Below are 17071 nucleotides of genomic sequence, written 5' to 3'. Positions count from 1 at the left end.
CTCTGGTTTAAACCAAGAATTTAAAAAAACTGGTTATCTTTGCACCACATCAACACAAACTAATTTCATGAGTTCAGATACTTCTAAAAGATATGCACAACGCGGTGTTTCGGCATCCAAAGAAGATGTGCATAATGCTATTAAAAATATAGACAAAGGTTTATTTCCTCAAGCATTCTGTAAAATTGTACCCGATTATTTAACCCAAGATCAAGACTATTGTTTGATCATGCATGCCGATGGTGCTGGAACAAAATCCTCATTGGCCTACATGTATTGGAAAGAAACTGGGGATATCTCGGTTTGGAAAGGCATTGCACAAGATGCATTAATTATGAATATTGATGATTTGTTGTGTGTAGGAGCTACCGACAATATTTTACTTTCTTCTACTATCGGAAGGAATAAAAATCTAATTCCTGCTGAAGTTATCTCGGCAATCATTAACGGTACAGAAGAATTAATTCAGGAACTGGCTACTTTTGGAGTGACTATTCATTCTACTGGTGGCGAAACGGCCGATGTAGGTGATTTAGTTCGTACCATCATTGTAGATTCTACGGTTACCGCTCGTATGAAACGTGCCGATGTAATTGACAACGCCAATATTCAAGCCGGCGATGTTATTGTTGGTTTGGCATCTTTTGGTCAAGCCACTTATGAAAAAGAATACAACGGAGGAATGGGAAGTAACGGATTGACTTCTGCCCGTCACGACGTTTTCGAGAAATACTTAGCAGCCAAATATCCTGAGAGTTTCGATGCCGCTGTTCCTTCAGAATTGATTTATTCTGGGCAAGTAAAATTGACTGATGCAGTAGAAAATTCACCTATCGATGCGGGTAAATTGGTCTTATCGCCAACCAGAACGTATGCGCCAATTATTAAGGCTATTTTAGATAAATATTCTGCTAACGAAGTACACGGAATGGTACACTGTAGTGGAGGAGCACAAACTAAAATCTTGCATTTTGTCAATAATTTACACATTATAAAAGACAATTTATTCCCAGTGCCACCTTTGTTTCAACTGATTCAAGAGCAATCCAAAACCGATTGGAAAGAGATGTATCAAGTATTCAATTGCGGACACCGAATGGAGTTGTACGTTCCAGAAGCTATTGCACAAGACATTATTGCGATTTCAAAATCGTTTAATGTCGATGCGAAAATTGTAGGTAGAGTAGAAGCTTCGGATGCCAAAAAACTAACCATCAACAGCGAATACGGTACTTTCGAATACTAAATTGTTTAAAAGTTTAAAATGGTTTAAGCAACTGACGATTACATCTTTTAAACAACCTTAAACCTTAAACTTTTAAACCATTTTAAACAATCTTAAACCCTAACCCCTTTTCCCTATGTACGAACTACTTTTTTGGCGCTATCAAGAGGGTATTTACCTGAATCATCATTTGGTTTACGAAGCCTTGGTCGAACAAGAAATTGTTGAGGGTTTAGAAGATTTACCGGTTGAGGTTATTTTAAATCGGTTGAATAGCGTTTTCGCTACTTGGGAAAAAGTAGACGACAATAGTTGGAAAAACACCAAAGGCAAAGGTGCTTTTCAGGTCAAAACTACACCGCAAAGCATTCAAATCGACTGCTCCGGCACCGATGGAAAAACGATGAATCTATTGGCCGACACGCTCGAAGAGTTCAAATGTCCAGTATACGACCCTCAAGTTCCCGTTCGCTACGACGAGTTCAACGAATAATTTTTAGGAGCTATTTCCAGCGCTCCGTTACAAGTCCTCACAAAAAAAATGATTTTTCTACATTCTAAAAGGAGCTTCTGTTAGTCGCTCTTTTAGAACAAGAAAAATCAATTTTTTTTGCTCCGGGCTTTCCACTTCGGTCTGGGCTAAATACCGTACCTAATGAAATAACTTTTATTGTTTAGGATTCAAGAGTACTGGTTTTCCAAAACCAATTTGCTCTAATTTTTCTAATTGTGTTGCGGCATCACCTACAATTAGATATATCATTTCATTTGCATTAAGGTATTTATCGGCTAGTTTCTTTATATCAGCTACCGTCACGTTTTTAGTTTCTGTTTCTTGTTGTTTTACATAATCGTTCGGATAGTTATAATTACAAATATCGTTTAGCATATAAAGTTTTGCGTCCAAGGTTTCAAAAGCTCTGGCATTACTTTTAATCAAATAACCTTTGGTGATTTCCAAATCAGATTCGGAGAAGTTTTTTCCATAGTCAGCCACAATATTTTTTATCAATGAAACGGCTTCAAAAGTAATGTTGGAGCGCACGCTACTCGTAATTACAAAAGCTCCTTTATAAGTATTCCCTATGAAGTTAGACGTAATTCCATAGGTATATCCTTTTTCTTCACGCAATTGTTGGGTAAGTTGTGATGCAAATCCACCGCCACCCAAGCGAAAATTCATCACATCTACCAAATGATACTCTGGATCTGTTGCAGCCAATGCAATGGAACCAATACGTAAAACCGATTGTTTTGCTCCAGGAACATCATAAAAATAAAGTGTTGATTTTGTTTTTTTATTCGTAATTACTGGTATTGGAATGACTACTTTTTGGGCATTCCAATTTTTATTCAAGCGTTCGATGGCATTTATAACTTGTGCTTTTTTTACAGCTCCCACAATCTGATAATTGGTTACTGAGGCCGAAAAATTTTCAGCATAATATTTTTTTAGATCTTCTAAAGTGATGTTGTTTACTGTTTCTTCAGTACCAATCAAAACAGTGTATAACTGACTTTCTGGACCATAAAGTAGTTTTCTAAATTCGTTTCTTGCAATACTACTTGGGTCCGCTTTTTGTTGGTTAATTTGGTTTAGTGTACTTTTTTTAATCAAATCAAATTCACTTGTATCCCAGCGAGGTTGAGTAATAATCTCTTGAACCAATTCCATAGTTTTGTCATAGTTTTTGGACAAACAAGATCCCGAAACCACAATCGCATTATCTGCAGCATCCACTCGGATAGAAGCCCCCAAGATTTCAATAGCATTTTCTAATTCTTCTGTAGTTTTGTTTTGGGTTCCTTTGGTAAGCAAACTAGCCAATAGATTTGATACCCCAATTTTGTTTTTCTTTTCTAATAAAAGCCCTCCTTTTATTTGTAGATTAAAAGTTATTAAAGGAACTTCATTGTTTTCAATTCCATATATATTTAAGCCAGATGAAAGTCTTTGTTTCCATACGGCTGGCGTTTTTACTGTTGGTGCATCTCCATAAGGAGGTTCGATGCTACGGTCAAAACTTGAAGGCGTTTTTGGGTAGGTTGCGGTTACATTGGCATCAAATTCTGCTTCGTTGCCAGCAATAATTTTCTCTTCGACTATGTTTTCTGCTACCGAATTTTTCAATATCAAGTTTGTCTGATTTTTGGGAACAAAACTTGAAGCTACAAAATGTTTTCCTTTAATATATTTTTCGTAAACTCGTATAACATCATCAACAGTAACTCCTTGTATTCTCTCAATGTCTTCCTTGATGTAAGAAGGGGAGTCGGTGTAAATGGCGTATTGTGCCAACTGAAATCCTTTGCCTAAAACACTCGATAAACCAGAATAAAAATCCGTTTCTTGTTTGGCTTTGATTCGGTTTAAATCCTCTTGAGCAATACCTTCTTTTTCAAAAAGAGCGAATCCTTCTTCGATGCCTTCCATTACAAGATTTAAATCGGTTTTATCAAATGCTCTTACAGTAAGCATGTATTGTCCTGCTATTTCTGAATTGTATTGGTAAATTCTTACGTCATCAGTTACTTTTTTATTTTCTACTAAAGAACGATACAAAGGCGCTTTTTTTCCTTTGGATAAATACGAAGCAAGTACTTCCAACGCGTAGCTATCAGGATGGTATTCGTATACAGTTGGCCAAGCAAGGGTTAATTGAGGAACTCGAGCAAAATTATCTTCAAAATAGCGTTTTTTGGTTTCGGTAAGTCTTACTTCTTGCTTTTCCATTTCAGGAACAGCAGGTCCTCTTTTGATTTCACCAAAGTATTTCTCTATCCATTGTTTGGCTTGTTTGGGTTCAAAATCACCGGCAATGGTCAAGATTACATTGTTGGGAACATACCATTTGTTGTAGAAATTTTTGACGTCATCGAGTGTGGCATTTTGTAAATCTTCCAAAGAACCAATTACTTCCCAATTGTATGGATGGTTTGCAGGATATAAATTTTTATTAATAACTGCTGGGTTGTTTCCGTAGGGACGATTGTCATAGCTTTGACGTTTTTCGTTTTTTACCACTTGTTTTTCTTTGGCTAAAACAGGTTCGGTTACGGTATTGATAAAAAAGCCTAGTTTATCTGCTTCGGCCCAAATCATTTTCTCCAAAGCGTCTTTGGGTACGGTCTGGTAATAATTGGTTCGGTCTCGACTAGTGGAACCGTTAGCACCCTCACCACCAATTCGTGCACTCATTTTATCTAAGCCGCCTTTGCCTAAATTCTCAGATTCTAAGAATAACAAATGTTCAAACAAATGTGCAAAACCGGTTCTTCCTTGAATTTCTCTTGCGGATCCCACATGAGTAGTCAAGGCTACAGCTACTACAGGATCTGATTTGTCAACGTGCAGAATAACACGAAGGCCATTGGGCAAGGTGTATTCTTCAAACGGGACATCAAATTCGGTGTTGGATTTGGTTTGAGCTTGAACATAAAATTGACTTAGGAAACAAGCCAATAAAAGAGCGAACATTTTTGGTTTCATAAAAGAAAATTGCTTTGATTATTTTACTATGAAATCGCCATTGACAACAGTTTTGTTGCAAACAAACATCAATAAGTAAAAGACGATACATAAATGAACTCTAAAAAAAATATACATATATGAAACGAATTTAAGGATTTAATTTATAAGCTAACTATTAATTTATTGGCTTTTGCAATAATAAAAAGTGTTTCTTTTGTAGGAAAGAAAAGGTCTTTTTTATCTTTATCAATTATAAAAATTGCTTTATGAACTTTGATTTGTTTTCTGAAATTCTTCTAGAAGATGAGCGAGTGTTGTTGCGTCCTCTAGAAGCTACTGATACTAAATACCTTATGGATATTTCTTTGCAAGAACCTGAAACTTGGGAATTCTCGTTAGTGAAAGCCGATGGTTTAGCCAATCTTGAAAAATACATTCGATTAGCTTTAAAAGCGAAGGAAAATGGGAAAGAATTTCCTTTTATTATTTACGATAAACAATCGGAAAAATATGCTGGAAGCACACGTTTTTATGACATCAATTTTGAATTCAAAACGCTGCAATTGGGCTACACTTGGTATGGTAAAGATTTTAGAGGAACCGGACTCAACAAGCATTGCAAATATTTGTTGCTTCGTTTTGCTTTCGAGACTTTAGGTATGGAGCGCGTAGAATTTAGAGCCGATGCCAATAACCAACGCAGTATTGCTGCGATGAAGCGTATTGGTTGCACGGTGGAAGGTATTTTGAGAAATCATATGCCTACGCATACTCCCGAAATACGAAGAGATAGTATTATTTTGAGTATTTTGAAGGACGAGTGGTTTGATAAGGTAAAAATGAATTTGGAAAAGCAATTGTAGTCTCTTTCCAAAAAGGTACGATGTTTCTCTTTAGCCCCGATTGCAGTGGAAATCCTTTGATGCCGGGGTTCGGCAGCAAAGATTGTAACGGAAAGCGGGACGATGTAGCCTGATAAAGCCTTTTGTATCTGCTCCTGATATAAAATAATGTTTCGATATTATTTTTTGGAATTGGGTGGTTATCCCAAAAAATGGAAATACCTTTGCGCTTTAGTTATACAATTTAAACACACTTTCATATGAAAATAAATTTAAAAAGCGGGATTGAGCAGCTTTTGTTCGGGATGAAACAAAATGATGTGACCGCCATTTATGGTAAGCCAGACCGCAATTACAAAGACGAAGATGATAACGTGATTTTGGTTTACAACAAATTGAAAATGCGTTTGACTTTTTATCAAGAAGAAGACTTGAGATTAGGATATATCGTGGCTTCGAGTCCAAAATTAGAGTTGTTTGGTAATTTGATTATTGATAAACCAATTGCATCGGTTAAAAAAGAGTTGGCTGCAAAAGGAATAACCAAATTTACACAAGAAGAATTTGATACGTTTGAAAATTACTTCAACGAAGAGAATTGGTTTATTTTACAAACCGAATTTGAAGAAGTAGTAAAATTTGAGATAGGTGCAATTATCAATCAAAAAGACGAATTTGACTGGAAATTTGGAAAGAAATAAGCTTTCCTAAAGCATAAAAAAACCGATAACATTTTACTTGTTATCGGTTTTTTTATTTAGTTCCAAAAAGAATTACTTTGTTTCTGGTTTTTTATCCATGATTTCTAATTCGAATACGAGATTGGCATTGGGTGGAATTACTCCGCCAGCACCTCTTTCGCCATAGCACAAATTAGATGGCATAATAGCAATCATTTTTTCTCCTAAATGTAACAAGCTTAACGCTTCAATAAATCCAGGAATCATACCTTCTTTTTTACCAGCTACGAACGGGAAAGGTTGGTAGCCATTTTGAGCGGCGCGGTTCGCATCGAATTTTCCGTAGGCTTTGTTCACCTCTTCGTAGCTACTGTCAAACATATTTCCATCTTCAAAATAACCGGCGTAGTGAAAGTAAATGGTCGACCCATCAACAGGTTTTACATCGCTTCCTTTTTGAATAACCTGATAAATTACACCTGAAGGAGTTTTTGTTCCTGATGCTCTAACTGAGCTAATGTAATCGGCTTTAGCTTTTATAACTGGACCAAATTTTGCTTCATAGGCTTTTTTGGCTTCGGCTTCTAAAGCGGCTTTTTTGGCTTTATTTTCGGCATCAATAGCGGCTTGCTTTTTGGCATCCTCTGCTTTATTGGCATAATAGTCTGTGAAAACTTTGGTTGCATTGAATTTTTTAGCCAAAGCGCCTTTGCGTGTAATGGTAACCTTAGTAATTACATCGTTTTGTTCAATGGCATTTACTACATTCATTCCTTCAGTAACGTGACCAAACACAGTGTGTTTTCCGTCTAGCCAAGGCGTGTCTTTGTGTGTAATAAAGAATTGGCTTCCGTTGGTAGCGGGACCAGAATTAGCCATAGATAAAATACCGCCTTTATCGTGTTTCAAATCGGTAAATTCGTCTTTGAATTTGTATCCTGGGTCACCAGAACCATTACCTTCTGGGTCACCACCCTGAATCATAAAGTCTTTGATGACACGGTGGAATTTTAATCCATCATAAAATGGTTTTCCTTTTAGTTTTTCTTTGTTTACATAAGGGTTAGTTCCTTCTGCCAAACTTACAAAATTAGCTACAGTAACCGGAGTTTTTTGAAACTCAAGTGCCAAAACTATTGTTCCTTTGTTGGTTTCGATGTTGGCAAATAACCCTTCTCCAGAGGCTACTTTTGTTGGATTAATAGCGCTTTTTGCTGCTGGTTTTTTAGCAGGAGTGGCTACTTTTTTTACTTGTGCATTGATGCTTACTATCCCGAAGAATAATAAAAAAAGCAATTTTGATTTCATTTGTTTTTGATGTTTTTTTTAATAGGTACTCAGTACTTAGTTCTTAGTTTTTAGTCCATAGTCCTTAGCTGTTGTAAATAGTGCTTAGTAATAGCTAATCACTAATTACTATTCACCAAGTACTATATTTTTTCTAATAACTCAATTTCGAAAATAATGTTAGCATTTGGTGGAATTGGTCCTACACCTTGAGCACCATAGCCTAAATTAGATGGAATGAAAATGGTAGCTTTTTCACCAAATTTTAATTTTTCAATTCCTTCGATAAATCCAGGAATCAAACCGTCTTTTTTACCATATTCAAAAGGAATTGGTAAGTATTGTTTGGCAGCGGCACGAGCGGCATCAAACTTTCCGAAAGTTTTTGAAACACTTTCGATGCTACTATCAAAAAGGCTTCCGTTTTCTAAAAATCCAGCATAGTGAATATAAACCGGTGTTCCAACAGTAGGTTTTTTACCATTACTTTTTTGAGTAATCACGTATTCTAAACCTGTATTGGTTTTGGTAGCTTTTGCTTTTAAGGCTTTGAAATCGGCTACTTTTTGGTCTTGTACGGCTTTGAATTTTGCATTATAAGCGTCTAATTCGGCTTGTAATTTTTTCTGATTTTCAGCTTCAACGATATAATAATCGTGGAATGTCTTTACGGCATTGAATTTTTTTGCAGCTTCACCATTTCTGATGATGGTCACTTTTTTCATAAAGTCACCTTGCTTGATTTGGTTAACCACTTCCATTCCGTTGCCTACAACTTGACCGAAAATAGTGTGTTTTCCGTCTAACCAAGGCGTTTCTAAATGCGTGATAAAAAATTGACTGCTATTGGTTGTTGGTCCATTATTGGCCATTGCCAAAACACCACCTTTGTCAAATCTAAACTCACAAAATTCATCTTTGAATTTGTAACCTGCATCACCAGAACCTGTTCCAAGAGGATCTCCAGTTTGAATCATAAAATCTTCGATAACGCGGTGGAATTTTAAACCATCATAATACGGGCGATTTTTCAAATTGGGGTCGGTAATGAATTCATTAGTTCCTTCGGCTAGTGTTACAAAATTAGCTACCGTTATAGGAGCTTTATCATACGCTAGTTGTAAGATGATATCACCTTTATTGGTTTCAATTTTGGCATATAAACCATCTGGTAAATCGTTTTTTTCTTCATTTTTACAAGAGAAGAAACTTGTTAAGGCTAGTAATCCAAGAACAATTCTTTTTTTCATTTTAGTTAATTGATTTTAGGTTTTTTATTGATTTAGGGTATCTTTTGCAATCGTTTGTTGTTTCAATAAAGCTTTAGCTCTAAGCATTTCTTGTTTTTTAAGTTCGGCTTCGGGCATAAAATTTCGTAAAGTTACGGTGCATAATAGAGGTATGTTAGTGCCAATTTTTTTATTGTCACCGTGGTAGCCATAGCCCATATGTGATGGAAATAAGAATACAAAAGTTTCTTTTTTACGCATTAGTTTAATACCATCTCTTAGCCCCATCATAATGTTTTGTTTGTCTACGTAATAAGTTTGAGGTTGTGTTTCTTCCTTAGTGTAAATAATGTTTCCTTTCAAATCTTTTACTTCGTAGTCATAAAAAGCAACATCTCCTTTTTTTGGTGTAAGAGTGTCTTGCATATTTCTTTTCGAAAAATGGTACCAATATCCTTTTTTGGAGGCTAAGAATTCTATTCCAGCATTTTTTTTGATGACAGCTTGAATTCGGTCTTCCTCAGAAGCTACCAATTTCTTATTGCGTTCTATTGATTTTTTCATAAAACTTCCTGAAGCTTGCGAAAGCGGTCTTCGGGCTTCTTGGTTTTGTTCACAACTCCAAAGGAAGCAAGCCAATAAAACGACTAAAAGACTGTTTTTTATACTGTTCATACGATTATATATTAAGTTGATGTACCAATTCTACAAATTTAGCTACGGTAGCACTAAGCGATTCTTCAGATTTTCCTCCAGCTGCATTGATGTGACCTCCGCCATTAAAATGGTTTCTAGCAAATTCATTGACATCAAAATCACCTTGAGAGCGGAAAGAGATTTTGATGATTTTTTCTTCTTGATTTTCAATAAAAATAGCCGAGAATACAATTCCTTTGATACTTAATCCATAATTGACAATGCCTTCGGTGTCGCCTTTTACAAAATGAAATTCATTCAATTCGGCTTGAGTAAGTGTAATATAAGAAGTTTGTTTCTCAGGAATCAATTGCATATTCTGCAAAGCTCTTCCCAATAGTTGCAAACGATTATAGGAGCTGTTATCAAAAAGCAAAGTTGGAATAACAGTATTTTCTACTCCCAAATCAATCAAATCGGCGACAATACGATGGGTGTTTCCTGTTGTTTTTGGAAAACGAAAAGACCCTGAATCGGTTAAAATACCTGTGTAGATGCAAGTTGCAATAGTTTTATCAATACTTGATTTTTGACCCAGATAGGTAATGAAGTTGTAAATCATTTCGCAAGTTGAACCAAATTGTGTGTCCGAATACTTCACAGTGGCATATTCATCAGGTTTTTGATGATGGTCAATCATAATGAATGGAACGCTAAGTGTTTGTAAAACCGTTTCCATTTCACCCGTACGGTGCAAAGCGTTAAAATCCAAAGTAAAAATTAGTTCCGCTTCCTTTAATATAGCAGTACATTTTTCTCTTTCTTTTTCGTAAACTTCTACCGTTTCAGAACCCGGTAGCCAAGCCAAAAAATCCGGAAATTCATTGGGAGCTATCACAACGGGTTGGTGATTGTTCTTGACCAGAAAATGATACAGCGCCAAAGTAGAACCCATAGCATCGCCATCTGGACCTCGGTGCGGAATAACCGCAATTTTTTTTGATGTTGCTAATAACTCTTGAACGGCTTGAATATCTTGTATTGTCATTCGTAATTTTGATTTTTTTTAAAGAACACCAAATAACTGCTTTGCCTTTTCATTGTTGACCAAAATGTTTAGTTATAGGTGTTGAACTCCATTAGAGGTTATGTTCATTTCATAAGTTGCGAAATTACATTTTTTTATCTAATGTAAAAATCATTAAGAGTTATTTGGGATATTAACTAAAGGGAAGTTTCCTTCTAATGTTCTCATATAAAATTCCTTTAGGCCCTTTTACAATTTGTGATTTGTAAATCCCTAATGTTCCCGAGCAAAAATAAGCAATAACGCACGCCAAAGCGATATAAATACTGCTTTCTAAGCCAAAAAGCTCTATTCCCATTAGGGTGCAAGCTATAGGTGTATGCGTGGCACCCGAAAAAACAGCCACAAATCCCATTCCTGCCAAAAGCGCAATGGGCATTGGAACAACAAGCGACAAAGCACTTCCTAAAGTAGCCCCTACAAAAAACAAAGGCGTAACTTCTCCTCCTTTAAAACCTGCGCCTAAGGTAAAACCAGTAAATAGAATTTTCAATAAAAAAGCATACCACGGATTTGCCGTACTAAAAGCGTCAACAATCACTGGTACTCCTAGACCAATATAAGGCTGAACGGAAAAAGTAAAAATCACTAAAGCCAAAATACATCCGCCAACCAAAGGGCGAAATGGTGCATAAGTAATGGTTTTGTTAAATAAATGACCCCAAAAGTGAGTAGAACGCGAAAAGACTAGTGCGGCTAGTCCAAAAAGAATACTGGCCAACACCGTCCAAAAAATAGTAGCAAGCGAAAATTCAGGCACAGTCGGAATGCTGTAGTGAGTGTGCGTCACCGGCCATAATTCTACAGTATAATAAGCCGCGTAAGCCACTGCAAAAGATAAAAAAACAGTTTTTAAAGTTACTTTTTTAAAACTCAGTACCTCCATAGCAAAAAGCGCTCCCGCAATTGGTGTTCCAAAAACAGAAGCAAAACCCGCACTGATTCCGAGTACCAATAGAGTCTTTCGGTCAATAACAGCCCATTTGAGCCAGCGCTGAATTCCGTCCGAAATCGCTGCGCCCATTTGTACCGCTGTACCTTCGCGTCCTGCAGAACCTCCAAAAAGATGCGTGAGTAATGTGGTAATCAAAACCAAAGGTGCCATTCTAAAGGGTATGGTTTGTTGCGGTGTGTCGTATTCTTCCAAAATTAAATTATTGCCCTTGACCACTGATTTTCCATAGTAATGGTACAACAATCCAATAGCAAATCCACCCAAAGGCAAGAATCCAATAATCCAGAAATTATCCGTTCTAATTTGGGTAACTTTTTCTAAAGCCAACAAAAAAATCGCAGATGCTGACCCAGAAAAAAAGCCTACCACTACACAAACGAAAATCCATTGGAGTAGCGTAAGCCCTTTATTTTTTATCGCGTCAAAAGTCATAGTGAGAAACAAAAGCAAATGATGTTGCTAATGTAAGCATTCAATATAAATTTCAACCACTATTCAGTAGCAATAGCCGTAAATTCAATTTCGACCAAATATTCTGGCGCGACCAATTGATTGATGCCATAAAAACCAGTCGTAGGTTTCACCTCTTTAAAGAAAGTCGAGTGTGCTCTCGCCACGTCCTCAAAAGTGCTAACATCGGTAGTAAAAATGCGAGTTCTAATCACATCTTTCATCCCCACATTCAAATCCTCTAAAACTTTTTCAACCCTTTCGAGTATGTTCAGCGTTTGCGCATACGCATCATTTGCCTTCACTTTTTCGCCATCAACTATCGCTACAGTTCCCGAAACTTCTATAATGTTTCCAATACGAACTGCACGACAGTACCCCATTTTATCCTCCCACGGTGAGCCAGTCAATATATTTTGTCTTTTCATTTTCCTAATTTAAAATTACTTTTTGGTTATTAATAGAACAACAAAACTAGGCAATCAGCGTTAAAAAAAAAACGATTACCATACGATAAAAGTTACATTTGTTTTTTTTGGAGCACTGACAAAGTGCATTTTTGCCATCATCGTCCCGTGATACGCTATATCTTTGCCGCCGAACCCCGGCAGCAAAGGATGCCGCTCCTCCCGGGGCTAGCAGGAAACAAAGAGTCTTTTTGTATACATTTTTTAATATATTTCTTGGAACATCGATAACATACTTGTAAAACACCTATTAAATGTTAAGATATTTCTAATACCTTAGTATAAAATAAGAAAAAAGTTAGTTTTGTAAACACAAAAGGATTCTTCCTTTGCAATCAATCGAAATTACAAAAGCATCTTAGCGAATGAAACATTTTTTATTCCTTTTTTTATTCTTGGTATTGGCATTCAAAGGAAATGCTCAAGCAGAGTTTGGTCCAAAATTCAAACCAATTCCGCCAGCTAGATTTCCTGCAGCGCCAAAGAAAAAAGTTATTCCGCCCGCCGAGCTGCCCAAAATAGAGCAACCCAACGTGTTTAATTCGCCAGAAAATCCAAACAAAACATCTACTGCAATAAGCAAGTCGAATGATGTAGATATGTTCCCAAAAGAGAAGTTTATCAACGTAGGCGAAGAGTACTTAAAAAAGATGCAAAAAGATGTCGATAAAACGTTGAACGAAAATAATATGCCTTTGCTTCGTCGTAATTTCGATTTTGGTCAAATCAATACTAAGTCCAAGTATGTGATTGTAAGAGTTCGAGATTACATTTATGTAGATGGTGATTTACTTCGAATATACCAAAATGCAACCATATTAAAAGAACAGATTTTTTTGGGTGGAGAGTTTACCGATATCAAGATTTTGTTAGGTGAAGGCTTTAATAAGCTAGATTTCGAGGCGCTCAATACGGGAACCAGTGGTGGCAATACTGCCGAAATCATCATCATAGATGACCAGAAAAAAGTGCTTTCCAAAAATTATTGGGACAACTTAGCCACTGGTTTTAAGGGAACTATACTCTTGGTAAAAGAGTGAGATTTCATTCTTTTCTACAAAATAAAAATTTTTCAAAATTCAATTTTTCAATTCCGAAATTTAGAAGTATTTTTGCGCATGCAACACAACGTACTTATTTTAGATTTCGGATCGCAATACACTCAGCTTATTGCGCGAAGAGTTCGAGAATTAAACATATTCTGCGAAATCTTCCCTTACAATCACTTTCCTAGTGATTTATCATCTTACAAAGCAGTAATTCTTGGCGGAAGCCCATTTTCTGTTCGTTCAGAAGATGCGCCACATCCAGATTTATCTCAAATTAGAGGAAAACTTCCTATGCTTGCCGTATGTTACGGAGCACAATATTTAGCGCATTTTAGCGGTGGAGAAGTAGCAGCTTCTAATACTAGAGAATATGGTAGAGCCAATTTGTCTTTCATCAAAGAAAATGAAATCTTCTTCGAAGGTGTTTCTGAGAATAGCCAAGTTTGGATGAGCCATAGTGATAGTATCAAAGCATTACCAACCAACGGTGTTAAATTAGCAAGTACTCACGATGTAGAATTTGCCGCTTACAAAATTGAAGGCGAAACTACTTACGCTATTCAATACCATCCAGAGGTTTTTCACTCCACAGATGGTTCTAAAATGTTGGAGAATTTCTTGGTAAAAATTGCCGAAGTGCCTCAAAACTTTACACCAAACGCTTTCGTAGAAGAAATTGTAGCTGAAATGAAAGAGAAAATCGGAAATGACAAAGTGGTTCTTGGTCTTTCTGGTGGAGTAGATTCTACTGTAGCTGCGGTATTATTGAATAAAGCAATTGGTAAAAATTTATACTGCATTTTTGTAAATAACGGCTTGCTTCGTAAAAACGAGTTCCAAAGCGTTCTAGACCAATACGAAGGTATGGGACTAAATGTAAAAGGAGTGGATGCTTCGCAACGTTTTTATGATGCACTAGCTGGAATTACAGATCCTGAACAAAAAAGAAAAGCCATCGGAAATGCTTTTATTGAAGTTTTTGATGATGAGTCACACAAAATAGAAGATGTTACTTGGTTAGCGCAAGGAACAATTTATCCTGATGTAATTGAGTCAGTTTCTGTAAAAGGACCTTCTGCAACTATCAAATCGCATCATAATGTGGGTGGTTTACCAGATTATATGAAACTGAAAATTGTAGAGCCTCTGCGTATGCTTTTCAAAGACGAAGTACGTCGAGTAGGTGCTACTTTAGGAATTGATCCAGAATTATTAGGAAGACATCCTTTCCCTGGACCAGGTTTGTCTATTCGTATTCTAGGAGATATTACTCCAGAAAAAGTTAGAATTCTTCAAGATGTAGATGCTGTTTTTATTGATGGTTTAAAATCTTGGGGTCTATATGACAAAGTTTGGCAAGCAGGTGCTATTTTGTTGCCTGTAAATAGTGTTGGTGTGATGGGCGATGAGCGTACTTACGAAAAAGTAGTAGCGCTTAGAGCGGTTGAATCTACCGATGGTATGACTGCGGATTGGGTTCACCTACCTTATGAGTTTTTGATGAAAGTGTCTAACGATATCATTAATAAAGTAAAAGGTGTAAATCGTGTGGTTTACGATATTAGTTCGAAACCGCCAGCCACAATCGAGTGGGAATAAAATAAGTTGTCAAGTTTCTTTTTCAAGAGGAATTACAATAATTAATACGAAAACGGTATCAGATTTTGGAATAAAATTTGATACCGTTTTGCTATCTTTGAACGGTACTAATTTATAATTTATTCGGATGCAATATTATAGTAAGATTTGGTTTTGTGGGTTGTTTTTTATAGGTAGTTTGTTTGCTCAAGACAAAGCAACCACTCATAAAGTTGCTAAAGGTGAAACCATAGCGCAAATCGCTCAAAAGTACAAAGTAAGTCCCTACGATATCTATCAATTAAATCCAGATGCCCAAGCAGGAATTAGCCAAAATACGGTTTTGTTAATCCCTAAAGCAGGAGCTAAAGTTCAGTCTAAAACAGTAACTAGCTCAACGGTTGTTTCTAAAAAAGTAACGCACGAGGTAGCACCAAAAGAGACTTTATTCGGAATCCAAAAAAAGTATAATGTTACCGAAGCGGCATTATTCAAAGCGAATCCTTTTTTAGAAAAAGACGGTCTGCAAATTGGGCAAACACTTGTTATTCCAAGTGGAGCTGTGATGAAAACTACTACAGCAACTGCTGCTCCAAAAACGGTAACTCCTGTTTTTCATTTGGTACAACCTCAAGAAACTAAGTTTTCGATTGCTAAGAAATACAATATTACTATTGAAGAATTAGAGAAAAAAAATCCAGAAATTGTTGCAAATCTACCTGTTGGTTTCAATTTGTTGATTAAAGGAAATCGTCCAAAAGAAACCAAAGAGATTCTTGTAAATGCAGACAAAAAAGAACTTACTGCAACTGCTGTAAAAAAGGCAGTTGTGGCCAATTTTCAAAATTATACAATAAAATCAAAAGAAACCTTGTATAGTTTGACGAAAACTTCAGGTTTGTCGCAAGAAGAGTTAATAGCTTTAAATCCTGAATTAAAAAATGGCGTTCAAGAAGGAAAGGTGATTAAGTTGCCAGCAGCTATAAAACTGATGGCGCAACCAGAAGCTAAAAAAGGCATTACTCAATTGAGTAAGCAAAATGCCGCTGACAAAAAAAAGCTCGTTTTGTTGTTGCCTTTCAATATCGCAAAAATTGAAAGTGATACCGTTAACTCAACAGTTGAACGTTTAAGGAAAGATAAGTTTTTGAATATGACTTTGGATTTTTACTCAGGTGCTTTGATTGCTATAGATTCTGCGAAGCAATTAGGAATTGATGTAGATGTTCAGGTTTTTGATTCTCAAGAGACCAAAATGAGTTCTCAGGTTCCTTCATTAATCAAAAATAATAATATTGAAAATGCACAAGTAGTTATCGGTCCGTTTTATCAAAATAATGTTGAGAAAACAGCTGAATTGCTTAGTGGAACTGATGTTGCGGTGATTTCGCCATTATCAAAAGAGACGGGGATAGCATTTCCGAATTTATATCAATCCATTGTTTCTGCAGATGTAATTAAAAATACGGCTTTTGATTTTATGAAAAGCAAGGAGGGTAATATAATTGCGGTTGTGGATAAGAAAAAAGAATCCGCAAGAAATTATTTTAGCCAATTCCAAAAAGAGGTAAAAATTGCACCACTTACCCCTGCAGGTGGTTTAAATGTTGAAGCTTTGAAAGGTTTGTTAGATAAGGATAAATTGAATTATGTCATTTTAGAAACAGGTAGCACCATGATGATCAAATCAACTATAGCTACTTTGTTGTCTGTAATGAAAACTTACAAAGTACAATTAGTAACTTTAGAAAATAACCCTACTTTGGATACAGACGAAATTTCATTTGCAAATCTGATCAAATTAAAATTGATGTATCCATCGGTAACTCGTGAGAATGAATCAGGCGAGGCAAGAATTTTTGAGCAAAAATACCGCAAAGAAAACAAAGTATACCCGAGTTCATTTGCAACAAGAGGTTTTGACCTAACGTTTGATACACTAATGCGAATGGCTCAGGACAAAACGTTTCAAGAAACCATAGAAAGTGCTGCTACAGAACAAGTAGAAAATCGTTTTGAATACTACAAAAAAGAAGATGGCGGTTATACGAATAAAGGCGTTTATATCTTGTATTACGATTCGGATATGACGATTAAGCAAGCCAATTAATTAT

14 protein-coding genes are annotated in these 17071 nt (G+C 36.2%); 7 read left to right on the top strand and 7 right to left on the bottom strand.

Annotation, left to right across the window (positions count from 1 at the left end; genetic code table 11):
- The first annotated feature begins 67 nt into the window (after window positions 1-67).
- A complete protein-coding gene (locus ACZ1AQ_RS04020; RefSeq protein ID WP_489631659.1) occupies window positions 68-1246 on the top strand; it encodes an AIR synthase related protein in 1179 nt (392 codons plus the stop codon).
- 115 nt (window positions 1247-1361) lie between these two features.
- Complete coding sequence (locus tag ACZ1AQ_RS04015) at window positions 1362-1718, top strand: hypothetical protein (protein WP_489631658.1); 357 nt, start codon at window positions 1362-1364, stop codon at window positions 1716-1718.
- Between the two features lie 174 nt (window positions 1719-1892).
- On the opposite strand, the gene ACZ1AQ_RS04010 is transcribed toward ACZ1AQ_RS04015, so the two are convergent.
- Window positions 1893-4715: a M16 family metallopeptidase gene (locus ACZ1AQ_RS04010; protein WP_489631657.1), complete on the bottom strand. Its 2823-nt coding sequence runs from the start codon at window positions 4713-4715 to the stop codon at window positions 1893-1895.
- A gap of 248 nt (window positions 4716-4963) precedes the next feature.
- On the opposite strand from ACZ1AQ_RS04010, the gene ACZ1AQ_RS04005 reads away from it, so the two are divergent.
- Together ACZ1AQ_RS04005 and ACZ1AQ_RS04000 are read left to right on the top strand one after the other, a co-directional pair.
- Window positions 4964-5560: a GNAT family N-acetyltransferase gene (locus tag ACZ1AQ_RS04005; protein WP_489631656.1), complete on the top strand. Its 597-nt coding sequence runs from the start codon at window positions 4964-4966 to the stop codon at window positions 5558-5560.
- A 239-nt stretch (window positions 5561-5799) separates the two neighbouring features.
- Window positions 5800-6240 (top strand): hypothetical protein, encoded by a 441-nt coding sequence (locus ACZ1AQ_RS04000; RefSeq protein WP_315139859.1) that lies wholly within the window; start codon window positions 5800-5802, stop codon window positions 6238-6240.
- Between the two features lie 72 nt (window positions 6241-6312).
- Here the strand turns inward: ACZ1AQ_RS04000 and ACZ1AQ_RS03995 are convergent, their stop codons facing one another.
- From ACZ1AQ_RS03995 to ACZ1AQ_RS03970, 6 genes are all read right to left on the bottom strand, one after another.
- The gene (locus ACZ1AQ_RS03995; protein WP_489631655.1) at window positions 6313-7527 is read right to left on the bottom strand and encodes a peptidylprolyl isomerase; all 1215 of its coding nucleotides are present in this window, start codon (window positions 7525-7527) and stop codon (window positions 6313-6315) included.
- Window positions 7528-7649: 122 nt separating this feature from the next.
- On the bottom strand, window positions 7650-8756 hold the full coding sequence (locus tag ACZ1AQ_RS03990; RefSeq protein ID WP_489631654.1) for a peptidylprolyl isomerase: 1107 nt from the start codon (window positions 8754-8756) through the stop codon (window positions 7650-7652).
- Window positions 8757-8780: 24 nt separating this feature from the next.
- A complete protein-coding gene (gene gldI / locus ACZ1AQ_RS03985; protein ID WP_489631653.1) occupies window positions 8781-9410 on the bottom strand; it encodes a gliding motility-associated peptidyl-prolyl isomerase GldI in 630 nt (209 codons plus the stop codon).
- Between the two features lie 4 nt (window positions 9411-9414).
- Window positions 9415-10419, bottom strand: a complete 1005-nt coding sequence (locus ACZ1AQ_RS03980; protein ID WP_489631652.1) for a DHH family phosphoesterase — start codon at window positions 10417-10419, stop codon at window positions 9415-9417.
- 172 nt (window positions 10420-10591) lie between these two features.
- Window positions 10592-11845: a voltage-gated chloride channel family protein gene (locus ACZ1AQ_RS03975; RefSeq protein ID WP_489631739.1), complete on the bottom strand. Its 1254-nt coding sequence runs from the start codon at window positions 11843-11845 to the stop codon at window positions 10592-10594.
- 59 nt (window positions 11846-11904) lie between these two features.
- Window positions 11905-12291: a RidA family protein gene (locus tag ACZ1AQ_RS03970; protein WP_489631651.1), complete on the bottom strand. Its 387-nt coding sequence runs from the start codon at window positions 12289-12291 to the stop codon at window positions 11905-11907.
- A gap of 404 nt (window positions 12292-12695) precedes the next feature.
- Here ACZ1AQ_RS03970 and ACZ1AQ_RS03965 point away from each other — a divergent pair, with 404 nt between their 5' ends.
- The 3 genes from ACZ1AQ_RS03965 to ACZ1AQ_RS03955 all read left to right on the top strand — a co-directional run bounded on the left by ACZ1AQ_RS03965 (window position 12696) and on the right by ACZ1AQ_RS03955 (window position 17067).
- Window positions 12696-13370 (top strand): hypothetical protein, encoded by a 675-nt coding sequence (locus ACZ1AQ_RS03965; RefSeq protein ID WP_489631649.1) that lies wholly within the window; start codon window positions 12696-12698, stop codon window positions 13368-13370.
- 78 nt (window positions 13371-13448) lie between these two features.
- Window positions 13449-14978, top strand: a complete 1530-nt coding sequence (gene guaA / locus ACZ1AQ_RS03960; RefSeq protein ID WP_489631648.1) for a glutamine-hydrolyzing GMP synthase — start codon at window positions 13449-13451, stop codon at window positions 14976-14978.
- Between the two features lie 127 nt (window positions 14979-15105).
- The gene (locus ACZ1AQ_RS03955) at window positions 15106-17067 is read left to right on the top strand and encodes a LysM peptidoglycan-binding domain-containing protein (protein WP_489631647.1); all 1962 of its coding nucleotides are present in this window, start codon (window positions 15106-15108) and stop codon (window positions 17065-17067) included.
- Window positions 17068-17071: the final 4 nt, after the last annotated feature.

The sequence above is a fragment of the Flavobacterium sp. UM26 genome, assembly GCF_057922445.1.
Note: the sequence above shows the minus strand (reverse complement) of the source record. Positions and strands in the feature narration are given on the sequence as shown.